Below are 14,047 nucleotides of genomic sequence, written 5' to 3'. Positions count from 1 at the left end.
AGGTGCTTCTTGTGGAACAAGAGTCGTTCGTCTTCTCCGACAATGACAAACCTTTCATCAAAGGAACACATTTGGTTACCATTTTTCATAATGAACAAAATTTATACTCGGTTGTACGAATCAGAGTGAAAGAAACGAATTTGAATTACGATGAAAAAGAAGCTGTTATTACCGGGTATTTCCCCCCTATTCATGAGGAAGAAATATACACGTTTTATGGGAAAATGAAAGAACATCCCCGTTTTGGGATTCAATTTCATGTAGATACCTTCCAGCGTGAAGTTCCTGAATCAAAGGAGGGTGTGATTGCTTATTTATCCGGATCTCTTTTTAAAGGGATTGGTAAAAAGATTGCAGAATCGATTGTCGAAAAACTTGGCGAAAAGGCAATCTCCAAAATTTTAGCGAATCCATCATTGCTCGATCAAATTCCTAAGCTAAGCGGTGAAAAGGCAAAGCAATTGTATGATACTCTGGCAGCCAATCAGGGCCTGGAGCAAATCATGATTAATTTATCCAGCCTGGGGTTTGGACCTCAGCTATCGATGAAAATTTATCAGGCTTATAAAGAGGACACGATTTCCATCATTGAGCAAAATCCATACCAGCTAGTCGAAACGATTGAGGGAATTGGATTTACTCGCGCAGATGAAATCGGACTGCAGCTCGGCATTGGAGGAAGCCATCCATCCAGGATTAAGGCAGCGATTCTCTATACACTTGACAGATCTTGTGTACAGGACGGGCATTCGTATACCGAGGCTGAGGAACTGTTGATCAGCGTAAAAACTCTCTTGGAACAAAATCAAAATGTGACCATCACTTTTGAGCAAATTACGGAATCACTTATCCAACTCGGTGAAGAGGGAAAAATCATTGGAGAAGAGAAAAGGTTTTATATGCCGTCCCTCTACTTTTCTGAAAAAGGGATTGTAACGAATATTAAACGGATTATGTCTCAGGACTCATATGCCGATCAATTTCCTGAATCTGAATTTTTATTGGAGCTAGGCAAACTAGAAGAGCGAATTGGGATGGAGTACGCTGAGGAGCAAAAGGATGCAATCTTTAAAGCCTTACATTCTCCGATGCTGATCCTGACAGGAGGTCCTGGTACCGGTAAAACAACCGTTATTAAAGGAATCGTTGAATTATATTCAGAATTACATGGTTTGTCCCTTAATCCAAAAGATTATAATAATGAAAATCCATTTCCATTTGTTTTAGCAGCTCCAACAGGACGCGCGGCAAAAAGGATGAAGGAATCCACAGGGCTTCCCGCCGTAACTATCCACCGTTTATTGGGCTGGAATGGGTCGGATGTTCAGCGTGATGAAGATAATCCAATCAGCGGAAGGCTTTTAATTGTAGATGAGATGTCTATGGTAGACATTTGGCTGGCCAATCAGCTTTTTAAAGCATTGCCGAATGATATGCAAGTCATCCTCGTTGGTGATGAGGATCAGTTGCCTTCAGTTGGACCAGGTCAGGTATTGAAGGATTTACTTGCCTCTTCCGTTATTCCTGTAACCCGTCTGGAATCGATATTCAGACAGGAAGATGGTTCTTCCATTATTCAGCTCGCGCATGCGATAAAAAACGGACAGCTGCCGCCAGATATTCGGAAACCGCAGGGCGATCGTTCATTTTTCTCTTGTTCCACTAATCAAGTAGCAGATGTGATTAGGCAGGTTGTAACCAATGCCCGCCAAAAAGGGTTCCCAGCCCGTGATATTCAGGTTTTGGCTCCAATGTACAGAGGGAGTGCCGGAATTGATTCCCTCAATGTCCTCCTGCAGGGCATTCTTAATGATAATCGCGATAAGAAGAAAAGGGAATTGACTTTTGGGGATGTGGTTTATCGGGTTGGAGATAAGGTTCTCCAATTAGTGAATCAGCCTGAAAATGGGATTTACAATGGTGATATGGGTGAAATTATTGCGATTATCTATGCAAAGGAAAATGAAGATAAGCAGGATCAGATTTTTGTTTCATTTGATGGCATTGAAGCGAAGTATACACGCCAGGAGCTCAATCAAATAACTCATGCTTATTGTTGTTCCATTCATAAATCCCAGGGAAGTGAATTCCCAATCGTCATATTGCCAGTTGTTAAGAGCTATCACCGCATGCTAAGGAGGAACTTAATTTACACGGCTATAACAAGGAGCAAACAGTTCCTGATTGTATGCGGTGAAGAGGAAGCCTTACGATACGGCGTCGGTCGCAGTGGTGAGGAGGAACGGCGAACAACTCTACTTGAAAAACTGCAGGAAGGGTTCCTTGATAAGGAACTTATCTCCAAACCTGAAAATCCAGTTACTGAAAATGAAAGTTCCAATGAAGACGGCTTGACGTATGAGCAAAAAATATTCCAAACAGATCCAATGATTGGGATGGAAAACATTACGCCTTATGATTTTATGATACGCGGTTAAAATACAAATGTCGGTCTTTAAGCTGAATGAATTCTGCATGCAATGGACAAACTGGCAATTACAGAGATATTTTTTTATGAGGTGATTGCTATGAAATGTCCGAATTGCTCCAGCAAAGATATCGGCAAGATTGGCGTGAATCAATATTATTGCTGGAATTGTTTTGTGGAATTATCTATCCAAAAAGGAATTATGCATGTCCATCAGGTGGAAGAGGATGGAGTGTTAAGTTCTTTAGATGATTTGTTTAGCGAAGAAGACCGACAGATGAGTCTTTGATTCGTACTTCCTAAATTATGAGGTGAGTTGCTATGAATAAAATGGTTTCGTCGTTAATAACCTTAGGAGCGGGAATGGCGATCTATCGGAGTATGTCCAATAATGGAATGCTATCCGGCCGTAATATGAGAAAGATTAAACGAACAATCATGAAGTCATTTTGATTGGAAGTTAAGGGTTTAAAAGGTAGATTCTCTGCCTTTTAAACCTTTTTTAGTGTATGCCTGCAGAATCCCCATACATATTTTCTTTTAACATAAAGAAAATAGTACAGAGGTGGGATTTTTGAACATACAGATAAAGTGGTTTTATCGACTTGGATTTCTATTATTATTATTTATCGTATTATTTGTGTTTTACTTGCTCAGACCAATATGGTTTCCTGTTATACAGGTTTTTCTAACTGCATTATCACCATTTATTGGAGCCGCTCTTATTAGTTACCTCCTTCATCCCCTGGTGGAAAAAGTTCATCAGAAAGGTTTGCATAGAGGTTTGGCAATCGGTTTGATTTATCTGGTGTTTTTTGGGGCAGTCGGCTATGGATTGTATAAAGGAATTCCAGTATTCATTAACCAAATGATTGATGTTGCAGAAAGAGCACCAGAAATGGCAGAGTTATATCGAGGTTACATAGCTCGTTTTCATTCACAAACCTCAAGCTGGCCGTTTGGTCTGCATGATCGTTTGGAGCAAATCATCAGCTCTATAGAAATGAAACTGAGTTCTTCTATAACTGTATTAATAGAAGCGCTAAGTGGGCTGTCGGATTTTTTCATCTTTGTGTTACTCATCCCTCTCATATCCTTTTATTTACTGAAGGATGCTGAAAAGATTATTGATTTTGGTTTAAGATTATTTCCTAAAAAAAGCAGAGACACAACGAAAAAGTTCTTGAAGGATATCGACCATTCTTTGGGCGGATATCTTCGCGGACAGCTCTTGGTCTGTACGATTGTGGGATCCTTTGCCGCTATACTTTTCTGGTTATTTGGTATGAAGTATCCTTTATTGCTGAGCCTTTTTATTGGGGTAACGAATATTATTCCCTATTTCGGACCTCTGATTGGAGCGGTTCCGGCATTGCTCGTAGCGATCACTATGTCAACGGGCATGGTCATCAAGGTGGCCATTATCATTATTGTGATTCAATTTCTGGAGGGGAATGTCCTTTCACCAATTATCATGGGGAAAACGTTAAAGCTGCACCCGCTTATTATCATTTTTGCTTTGCTTGTCGGTGGTGAGATTAGCGGAATACTAGGCCTGATTCTTGCTGTCCCTATTTTAGCCTTTTTGAAGGTTGCTATTACTCATAGTAAAATATTAAGGAATAACCCTTAAACAATTCCTGAAACATTGACAAAGAAAATACTTATGACTATAATCCAACTTATAACGGAATATATTGAAATATGTTGATGGACCGAGTATGTTTAAGCCCTTCCGAATGTAAATCCTATTTACATGAAAGAGAGAAGTCTCCATGGCTGAAAGAGACTTTGGAAGAAGAGAGACAGAAAGCTAGTCCGGAGTGCGGGCAAAAACCCGCCGTTTAAACCGCGTTAAGGTTTCTGAGGTGACGAAACTTTTTAGATGTTTCGTAATCAGGGTGGTACCGCGAGTCAAGCTCTCGTCCCTGTTTTTAGGGATGAGGGCTTTTTTGTGTATAAAAAAGGAGGATTCAATCTTATGAAGTACATGACTGGGGCAGAAATTCGCCAAATGTTTTTAGATTTCTTTCAGGAAAAAGGTCACAGAATTGAACCGAGTGCATCGTTAGTACCGGTGGAAGATCCGACACTGTTATGGATTAATTCCGGAGTTGCAACATTAAAAAAATATTTTGATGGACGAGTTATTCCTGAAAATCCAAGGATTACGAATGCCCAAAAATCGATTAGAACAAACGATATTGAAAATGTTGGAAAAACAGCTCGACACCATACTTTCTTTGAAATGCTGGGTAACTTCTCTATTGGAGAATATTTCAGAGAGGAAGCAATCAAATGGGGATGGGAGCTATTAACAGATGAACGCTGGTTTGCTATGCCAAAAGACAAGCTTTATATCACATACTATCCAGCAGATACTGATACCCTTAAGGTATGGAAAAGCTTAGGCGTACCGGATAGTCACTTAATTCCGCTTGAGGACAATTTCTGGGAAATTGGTGAAGGCCCATCCGGACCTGATACTGAAATTTTCTTTGACCGCGGTACAAAATTTGATCCTGAAGATATCGGCATTCGTTTAATTGAAGAAGATATCGAAAATGATCGTTATATTGAGATCTGGAATATCGTATTGTCTCAATTTAATGCAAATCCAGAAATACCGCGCAGTGAGTATCCTGAATTACCGAAGAAAAATATTGATACAGGGATGGGATTAGAGCGGATGGCATCCATTTTCCAAAATGGTGACACGAACTTTGATACGGATTTATTCCTGCCGATTATCCATAAAACTGAAGAAATTTCAGGTCAACAATATAGAACAAGTGCGGATAAAGATGTAGCATTTCGTGTTATTGCTGACCATATCCGTACGGTTGCGTTTGCAATAGGTGATGGAGCACTTCCTTCCAATGAAGGACGCGGATATGTTTTACGCAGATTGCTGCGCAGAGCTGTTCGTTTTGCTAAGAAAATTGGTATCAATAAGCCATTTATGTATGAATTGGTTCCAGTTGTGGCGGATATCATGGTAGATTATTATCCAGAAGTTAAACAGAAACAGGACTTCATAGCGAAGGTTGTTCGTAATGAAGAGGAGCGTTTTCATGAAACTCTTCATGACGGGTTAGCTATACTTGCGGAAGTTATTGAGGCTGAGAAGAAAAGGGGCAGCGATATAGTAAACGGATTTGATGTATTCCGTCTCTATGATACCTATGGATTCCCAGTTGAATTAACAGAAGAGTATGCTGAAGATGAAGGCATGAAAATCGACCGTAAAGGTTTCGAAAGAGAGATGGAAGCTCAGCGGACACGTGCACGTGCTGCTCGCCAGGATGTAGACTCCATGCAAGTACAAAGCGGTATTTTAGGTGACATAAAAGTACAAAGTAAATTTGTTGGATATGAAACCCTTGAATGCCCGGCAACAGTGGAAGTAATCATTAAAAATGGTGAAAAAGCGGACGATGCCATGGCGGGAGAAGAAGTTCAAATCATTTTTGACCAAACACCTTTCTATGCTGAAAGCGGCGGACAAATTGCGGACAAAGGATTCTTTGAATCTGAAGACCTACGAGTATTCGTGAAGGATGTTCAAAAAGCTCCAAATGGCCAAAACCTGCATACAGTTATCGTAGAATATGGATTACTGAAGGAAGGTGCGTATGGGAAAGCGGTTGTAGATGAAGCAAATCGCCGTAAAATCATTAAAAACCATACGGCAACTCATTTACTGCATCAAGCATTAAAGGATGTACTGGGCACGCATGTCAACCAAGCGGGTTCTTTAGTAAGACCGGACCGACTTCGTTTTGACTTTTCTCATTTTGGACAAGTTACAGAAGAAGAGCTAGAACAGGTTGAGCAAATCGTGAATGATAAAATTTGGAAGAGTATTGATGTAACGATTGAAAATAAACAGATTGAAGAAGCAAAAGCAATGGGGGCAATGGCTCTATTCGGTGAAAAATATGGCGATATCGTACGTGTTGTCCAAGTGGGAGATTATAGCCTTGAGCTCTGCGGTGGCTGCCACGTTCCTAATACTTCTGCTATCGGGCTGTTCAAAATTGTCTCTGAAGGTGGAATAGGGGCTGGTACCAGAAGGATTGAAGCAGTAACGGGCGAATCTGCGTATCTTCAATTAAAAGAACAAATTGGTGTTCTTCGCCAAGCAGCAGCTAAAGTTAAAGCTAATCCAAAAGATTTGCCTGTTAAAATTGATTCCCTATTAGGCGAATTAAAAGACGCACAAAAAGAAAATGAATCATTAGCAGCCAAGCTTTCCAATATCGAGGCAGGAAATATTCAATCCAAAGCTGAAACAATTAATGGTGTAACGGTTTTATCAGCGAAGGTAGAGGCTCAGGATATGAATAATTTAAGAAATATGGCTGATGACTTAAAGCAAAAGCTAGGGTCCTCCATCATTGTCCTTGGAAGTGCGCAAGGAGAAAAAGTAAACTTAATTGCTGCAGTTACAAAAGATTTAATAGACCAAGGATACCATGCCGGTAAAATCATTAAAGAGGTAGCGGCACGCTGCGGTGGTGGCGGAGGTGGACGTCCTGATATGGCTCAGGCCGGCGGTAAGAACCCTGCTGATTTAGAAGCAGCACTTGAACTGGTAAAAGATTTGGTTAACAAATAAAAACGGGGCAAAGGATTTGCCCCCCTTCTTTTTGAATCTAATCATTTTGGCATGGATAGTATTGACTAGCCAAAACTATCATTCGAATTTTATTATTAGGTTTAAGTAGTGTACAATAAGAGGAACAATGGAAATATAGCTTTTTGAATGAAAGCGGGGTGCGTTGGAATGAGTTCATTTGATAAAACAATGAAATTTAATTTCCCGGAGGATTCTTTTGAGCATGACGTTAGCCATGTTTTAATGGAAGTCTATAATGCTCTAAATGAAAAAGGTTACAATCCTATTAACCAGATTGTAGGTTATCTTTTGTCAGGAGACCCTGCTTATATTCCGCGTCATAATGATGCACGAAATCTTATTAGAAAGCTTGAAAGAGATGAGATTATAGAAGTTCTGGTCAAATCTTATTTAGAGCAGCAACGAGAGGGATAATATGCGAATTGTAGGTCTTGATGTGGGTAGTAAAACTGTGGGAGTCGCCATCAGTGATGAAATGGGCTGGACTGCTCAAGGTTTGGAAACCATAGCAATTGACGAAGAAAAAAATCAGCTTGGCCTGAAACGTTTAGATGAAATCCTTAAACCTTATAAAGTCGATAAATTTGTCGTAGGTTTGCCGAAAAATATGAATGGAACTGTAGGTCCGCGAGGCGAGGCAAGTCAGTATTATGCTTCAAAGCTTGAAAAACGATATAAGGTTCCGGTCGTTTTGTGGGATGAACGTTTAACCACAATGGCCGCAGAACGGGTTTTATTAGATGCAGATGTAAGCCGTAAAAAACGCAAAAAAGTTATAGATAAAATGGCCGCTGTCTTAATTCTGCAAGGATATTTAGATAGTGGCGGCAAATAATTTAGAGGTGATCAGACATGGAAGAAAATATGATAACAATTGTTGATGAAGATGGTAACGAGCAGTTACACGAAATATTACTTACGTTCGAATTGGATGATTATGATAAGCAATACGTTGTATTTGCACCAGTAGGAAACGAAGGCGAAGAAGATGAAGACCTCATCCATGTAGCTTCTTATATTCCTGATGAAACAGGTGAAGTCGGAACATTAAATGATATAGAAGATGATGAAGAATGGGCTCTAGTTGAAGAAGTCATTAATACATTCTTCGACGAAGAAGAATAAACTGAAAATATAGCTCTCCCGGTTTTATCGGGGGAGTTTTTTTATGTGTAGATTTAAGTATTGTGGAATAATGATGAAATGGTTTTACAAGGAATGGTGAAAGGATGATTATTCAAGAGATTTTAGGTAAATTCTCCGAAAAATAGAGCATGTTATAAAAAAGTAATGGTCAATTCATGAAATTTATTATATAATCAAGCGGTTTAAGAAAAAGTTTTATGATAATCATTGACAGATTCCGCTAATGTTTGCAATAAATAAAGAGGGCTTGTAATAAAATGCCTTAGGGGGGCATCACTTTTGGATAATGATAAAAATTGGAAGAAAGAGCAAATGAAAATAAAGCTACTTGAAAGACAGAGTGAAGCTAGAGTGGTACGGAAAATTGTTACTGTTTCGTTAGTTGCTGTCATCCTTGTCATGACGCTTGTTGGACTTGGTGGGTATTTGTATATCTCCTCCGCATTAAAACCTGTTGACCCAGATAATAAAGATGCAATCAAGGTGGAAATCCCTCGTGGTTCAGGAATTAGTTTGATTTCTCAAACATTAGAGGATAATGGAGTCGTAAAAAACGCGAAAGTATTTAAATACTATGTCAAGTTTAAAAATGAATCTGGTTTCCAGGCTGGAACCTATAATTTATCACCATCTATGACAATTCAGGAAATCATCGATCAAATCAAAAATGGAATTGTAGCTGAGACCTATCGAATTACTATTCCGGAAGGAAGAGATCTGGAACAAATTTCAGAAATTATTGCCAAGAAAACAGGCAAAAAGTCAAAAGATGTCTTAGCCGTTATAAATAAAAATGGATTTATTAAAGAAATGATGAATAAGTATCCTGATTTATTAACGGATGATATTCTTGCCGAGAATGTCAGATATCCATTGGAAGGATATTTATATCCAGCAACGTATTCATTTTATGAGGAAGATCCAACAATAGAGTCAATTGTTAGCGATATGGTAAAAAAAACCAACGAAATCTTAGCGAAGTATAAGGATGAAATGTCCAAGGATAAATGGACACCGCATACACTATTAACAATGGCATCCTTAATTGAAGAAGAAGCAACTGAGAAGGTGGATAGGGATAAAATATCTGCTGTGTTTAAAAACAGGATGGAGAAGGATATGCGATTGCAAACTGATCCAACTGTTCTGTACGCATTGGGAGAGCATAAAGATCGGGTGACATACAAAGACTTAGAAGTCGACTCACCATATAATCTTTATCGACATAAGGGGTTAACCCCTGGACCAATTGCCAATGCAGGTGAAACCTCTATTCAGGCGGCATTAAACCCTGCAGATATTGATGACCTATATTTCCTTGCTACTAAATCGGGAGAAGTCATCTTTAATAAAACATTAGAAGAACATAATAAAGATAAGGCAAAACATATAACGAATAATTAAGCATTTGGAGGGGAACTATGGAAGAGAAGAAACGTTTCGCTTCTTTCCCCTAAATATGCTAAAATATTCGAAGTGCATAAAAATAGTGTATGTATTTAAAGAAAGCCACCTGGCTTTCTCATTTTTTTGAATTAAGCAAAGTACAGGGTTTGGAGGAATAAGGATGAATAAGAATCTTGATCACTATTTACAGACTCTTGTACCTTCCCGAAATGATTTATTAAGTGAAATGGAAGAGTATGCAAGGGAAAATGGTGTTCCGATTATGGAATTAACCGGTATGGAGTCTATGTTACAGATTCTAAAAATCCAAAAGCCGCGAAAAATTTTAGAAATTGGAACAGCAATTGGTTATTCTGCTTTACGAATGGCGTATACGCTGCCAGAAGCTTCAATACTGACAATTGAAAGAGATGAGGAACGTATTGAAAAAGCTCATCATTTTATTGAAAGAGCGGACATGAAGAGTAGAATAAAGATTATAAAAGGTGACGCCCTTGAGACAGAATCAGCTGTCTCTCCAGAAGGACCTTTTGATTGTATATTTATCGACGCAGCTAAAGGACAATATAAACGTTTCTTTGAAATATATGAAAAGTCTTTGGCAGAGGGAGGAATTATCCTTTCCGATAATGTTCTCTTTAAAGGCTTGGTGGCTCTTGAACAGGAAGAGATTGAATCTAAACGAACAAAAAATTTAGTTAATAAAATAAAAGGCTATAATGAATGGCTCATGAATAAGGAAAACTTTGATACTGTCATTATCCCTGTCGGGGATGGTTTGGCTATCAGTATTAAACGAGGTGAAAAGGCATGAAAACCCCTGAGCTATTACTAACACCTACTAAGGTTGAAGATATCATCCCATTAATTGATGCAGGTGCAGATGCATTTGTTATAGGGGAACAACGTTATGGACTGAGACTGGCTGGAGAATTTAACAGAGAGGCTGTTAAAGAAGCAATCCAGCTAGCCCATTCAAAAGGAAAGAAAGTATATGTGGCTATGAATGCCATCTTCCATAATGAGAAAGTGGACGAGCTGTCCGATTATTTGCGTTTCTTAGATGCCAATCAAGCTGATGCTGTCATCTTTGGAGATCCAGCTGTTTTGATGGCTGCTCGTGAAGCAGCTCCGAACCTGCCACTGCATTGGAATACAGAAACAACAGCGACCAACTGGTTCACGTGTAATTACTGGGGAACAAAAGGAGCTAAGCGTGCAGTCCTTGCCCGGGAAATTAATATGGACGCTATCATTGAAATTAAAGAACATGCCAAAGTCGAGATTGAAGTACAGGTGCATGGAATGACAGCCATGTTTCAGTCAAAACGGACGCTTATCGGGAATTACTTTAATTACCAAGGCCGCAATATGAAAGTGGATAGCCTGGAGGATCAAAAAAGCTTATTCCTGCACGATCCTGAGCGTAACGCTAAATATCCAATCTTTGAAGATGAAAACGGCACTCATATTATGAGTCCGAATGATATTTGCATTATTGATGAATTGGCAGAAATGCTCGATGCTGGGGTAGACTCCTTTAAAATTGATGGAATCTTAAAGGATTCTGACTATCTTATTGAAGTAACCAAATTGTATCGCGAGGCAATTGATTTATATGCAGAGAATCCGGATCTATACGAAGATAAGAAGGAAGAACTGCTGCAGAAAGCTGAAGAAATTCAACCGGCAAACAGATCGCTGGATACAGGCTTCTTTTTCAAGGAGACTGTTTATTAACAGGGAATGGAGGATGACCGAATGTCCGTGTCAGAAAATAAAATTTCCGAGATTATTGACGGAAAACGCGTTATTGTAAAAAAACCGGAATTACTGGCTCCTGCCGGTAACCTGGAAAAATTAAAAATCGCTGTCCGTTATGGTGCCGACGCAGTATTTATTGGCGGTCAGGAATATGGATTGCGCTCCAATGCCGGAAATTTTTCATTGGCAGAAATGAAAGAAGGCGTGGAGTTTGCTAAACAATACGGCGCTAAAATATATGTGACCACTAATATTTTTGCTCATAATGAGAACATCGATGGACTTCCGGAGTATTTAAAAGGGATTGAAGAAGCTGGAGTAACAGGTATTATAGTAGCTGACCCGTTAATAATTGAGACCTGTAAAAAGGCTGCTCCAAAGCTGGAAATCCACTTAAGTACACAGCAATCCTTATCAAACTGGAAAGCTGTACAGTTTTGGAAAGAAGAAGGGCTGGATCGTGTTGTTTTGGCACGTGAGACGAGTGGAGAAGAAATCAAGCTAATGAAAGAAAAGGTTGATATTGAAATTGAAACCTTTATTCATGGGGCGATGTGTATTGCTTATTCAGGGCGCTGCACGCTATCTAACCATATGACAGCCCGTGATTCTAATCGAGGCGGCTGCTGCCAATCATGCAGATGGGATTATCATTTATTCGCTAATACGGAAGATGGTGAAAAACCATTATTTGAAGATGAAGACCAACCGTTTGCGATGAGTCCTAAAGATTTGAAACTGGTTGAATCCATCCCAACTATGATAGAGACGGGAATCGACAGCTTAAAAATCGAAGGCCGTATGAAATCCATTCATTATATTGCAACAGTTGTCAGTGTTTATCGCAAGGTTATAGATACTTATTGTGCGGATCCGGACAATTTTGTTTTCAAAGAGGAATGGATTACAGAGCTCAATAAGTGTGCGAATCGGGAAACAGCTCCCGCATTCTTTGAAGGTGTACCAAGCCATAAGGAGCAAATGTTTGGCAATCATAATAACAAAACAACGCATGACTTTGCCGGGCTTGTCTTATCGTATGATGAAAATACATCTATAGTCACGTTACAGCAAAGAAATTACTTTAAACCGGGAGACGAAATTGAATTTTTCGGACCTAATATCGAAAACTTTACGCAAACAGTCGGAACAATCTGGGATGAGGACGGCAATGAATTAGATGCTGCAAGACATCCGCTTATGACTGTCCGCTTAAAAGTCGATCAACCGGTTCATCCATATGATATGATGAGGAAGGAGAACAACTAAAAATGACTAAGCCAATTGTAATTGGGGTTGCAGGTGGCTCGGGTTCAGGGAAAACGAGTGTAACAAAAGCAATCTATGAAAAATTCAAGGGTCATTCCATCATGATTCTAGAACAAGATTATTATTATAAGGATCAAAGCCATCTTCCTTTTGAGGAACGACTAAAGACAAACTATGATCATCCATTGGCTTTTGATAATGATCTATTGCTGGAGCATATCAACAAATTGCTTCGTTATGAAGCAATTGAAAAGCCGGTTTATGATTATGCTATGCATACACGCTCTGAGGATGTAATTCCTGTTGAACCTAAGGACGTTATTATTCTCGAGGGAATCTTGGTACTTGAAGATGAGAGATTACGCGATATAATGGATATTAAACTATTTGTTGATACCGATGCAGATCTTCGTATAATACGTCGTTTAATGCGTGATATAAAAGAACGGGGCCGTTCAATTGATTCAGTCATTGAACAATACACATCTGTGGTACGTCCTATGCATAACCAATTTATTGAGCCTACTAAGCGCTATGCGGATATTATTATTCCTGAAGGCGGACACAATTACGTGGCTATTGATGTAATTGGTACTAAAATCCAAACGATTTTGGAGCAAAAATCCCTTTTATAGGAATATTTTGTTTTTACACCAATTTCCATAAAAATAACAAAAAAGTTACTCATTTTTGAAAAAATTTTGATAAAATTAATAGACAAATCGATAAAAAGAAATTAAGCTAACAATGAGTGTAAATTGCGCGTTCGATTGAGAACGCGCAATTCCTATACCAATAAAGGTATATACATAGTTATTAAGTGCATATATATACACATGATCACATGGAGCGGTTGGTGCTGCATGGTGAAAGTACAGAAGGAGTGAAATTTTTTGGCTACTGAAAAAGTATTCCCAATGACTAAAGAGGGAAAAGAAAAATTAGAGAAAGAATTAGAACTTTTAAAAACGGTTAAACGTAAAGAAGTTGTAGAACGAATTAAAATTGCACGCAGTTTCGGTGACTTATCCGAAAACTCTGAGTATGACTCTGCTAAAGAAGAACAAGCATTTGTTGAAGGAAGAATCACTACACTTGAAAATATGATTAGAAATGCACAAATTATTGAGTCAGGTGCATCTCAGGATGGAACGGTTACATTAGGAAAATCCGTAACATTTAAAGAATTACCTGATGGTGAAGAAGAAACTTATATAATTGTCGGTTCTGCAGAAGCTGACCCATTTGAGTATAAAATTTCAAATGATTCTCCTATTGCCCGCAGTTTAATGGGAAAAAAACCAGGTGATGAAGTAACGGTTTCTACTCCAGGTGGAGATATGGAAGTCGTAATCGTATCCGTTCAATAATTTGAAATTTAAGAAAGAACC

At 38.9% G+C, this 14,047-nt stretch carries 14 protein-coding genes; all 14 read left to right on the top strand.

The genetic code is table 11. The annotated features are described in order from the left end of the window. The first annotated feature begins 11 nt into the window (after positions 1-11). The 14 genes from recD2 (at position 12) to greA (ending at position 14,026) form a co-directional block, all read left to right on the top strand. Positions 12-2,438 carry an SF1B family DNA helicase RecD2 gene (recD2, locus tag AC4G3N_RS05435; protein WP_491089847.1) on the top strand — a complete coding sequence of 809 codons (2,427 nt, stop codon included), beginning with the start codon at positions 12-14 and terminating at the stop codon, positions 2,436-2,438. Positions 2,439-2,528: 90 nt separating this feature from the next. Next, a complete protein-coding gene (locus AC4G3N_RS05430; RefSeq protein ID WP_066105409.1) occupies positions 2,529-2,717 on the top strand; it encodes a YrzR-like zinc ribbon domain in 189 nt (62 codons plus the stop codon). Between the two features lie 32 nt (positions 2,718-2,749). After that, positions 2,750-2,881 (top strand): YrzQ family protein, encoded by a 132-nt coding sequence (locus tag AC4G3N_RS05425; protein ID WP_077248072.1) that lies wholly within the window; start codon positions 2,750-2,752, stop codon positions 2,879-2,881. 112 nt (positions 2,882-2,993) lie between these two features. Continuing rightward, on the top strand, positions 2,994-4,061 hold the full coding sequence (locus tag AC4G3N_RS05420; RefSeq protein ID WP_306821560.1) for an AI-2E family transporter: 1,068 nt from the start codon (positions 2,994-2,996) through the stop codon (positions 4,059-4,061). Positions 4,062-4,409: 348 nt separating this feature from the next. Continuing rightward, positions 4,410-7,049 carry an alanine--tRNA ligase gene (alaS, locus tag AC4G3N_RS05415; RefSeq protein ID WP_066105403.1) on the top strand — a complete coding sequence of 880 codons (2,640 nt, stop codon included), beginning with the start codon at positions 4,410-4,412 and terminating at the stop codon, positions 7,047-7,049. Between the two features lie 168 nt (positions 7,050-7,217). Next, positions 7,218-7,484: an IreB family regulatory phosphoprotein gene (locus AC4G3N_RS05410; protein WP_066105399.1), complete on the top strand. Its 267-nt coding sequence runs from the start codon at positions 7,218-7,220 to the stop codon at positions 7,482-7,484. A gap of 1 nt (position 7,485) precedes the next feature. Then, on the top strand, positions 7,486-7,905 hold the full coding sequence (ruvX, locus tag AC4G3N_RS05405) for a Holliday junction resolvase RuvX (RefSeq protein WP_066105397.1): 420 nt from the start codon (positions 7,486-7,488) through the stop codon (positions 7,903-7,905). Positions 7,906-7,922: 17 nt separating this feature from the next. Then, positions 7,923-8,195 carry a DUF1292 domain-containing protein gene (locus AC4G3N_RS05400; protein WP_066105394.1) on the top strand — a complete coding sequence of 91 codons (273 nt, stop codon included), beginning with the start codon at positions 7,923-7,925 and terminating at the stop codon, positions 8,193-8,195. 300 nt (positions 8,196-8,495) lie between these two features. Beyond that, positions 8,496-9,620, top strand: a complete 1,125-nt coding sequence (mltG, locus tag AC4G3N_RS05395) for an endolytic transglycosylase MltG (protein WP_225983611.1) — start codon at positions 8,496-8,498, stop codon at positions 9,618-9,620. A 163-nt stretch (positions 9,621-9,783) separates the two neighbouring features. After that, positions 9,784-10,437 carry an O-methyltransferase gene (locus AC4G3N_RS05390; RefSeq protein ID WP_066105391.1) on the top strand — a complete coding sequence of 218 codons (654 nt, stop codon included), beginning with the start codon at positions 9,784-9,786 and terminating at the stop codon, positions 10,435-10,437. After that, positions 10,434-11,363 carry a peptidase U32 family protein gene (locus AC4G3N_RS05385; protein WP_066105387.1) on the top strand — a complete coding sequence of 310 codons (930 nt, stop codon included), beginning with the start codon at positions 10,434-10,436 and terminating at the stop codon, positions 11,361-11,363. Before AC4G3N_RS05390 ends, AC4G3N_RS05385 begins: the two co-directional genes overlap by 4 nt. 21 nt (positions 11,364-11,384) lie before the next feature. Then, the gene (locus AC4G3N_RS05380) at positions 11,385-12,656 is read left to right on the top strand and encodes a peptidase U32 family protein (protein WP_491089846.1); all 1,272 of its coding nucleotides are present in this window, start codon (positions 11,385-11,387) and stop codon (positions 12,654-12,656) included. A 2-nt stretch (positions 12,657-12,658) separates the two neighbouring features. Then, positions 12,659-13,291 carry a uridine kinase gene (gene udk, locus AC4G3N_RS05375; protein ID WP_066105382.1) on the top strand — a complete coding sequence of 211 codons (633 nt, stop codon included), beginning with the start codon at positions 12,659-12,661 and terminating at the stop codon, positions 13,289-13,291. A gap of 258 nt (positions 13,292-13,549) precedes the next feature. After that, positions 13,550-14,026, top strand: a complete 477-nt coding sequence (gene greA, locus AC4G3N_RS05370) for a transcription elongation factor GreA (RefSeq protein ID WP_066105374.1) — start codon at positions 13,550-13,552, stop codon at positions 14,024-14,026. Positions 14,027-14,047 lie beyond the last annotated feature (21 nt).

The organism is Bacillus sp. z50 (assembly GCF_058313585.1).
The sequence above is the reverse complement of the archived record's forward strand: the minus strand, read 5'-3'. Positions and strand labels throughout refer to the sequence as shown.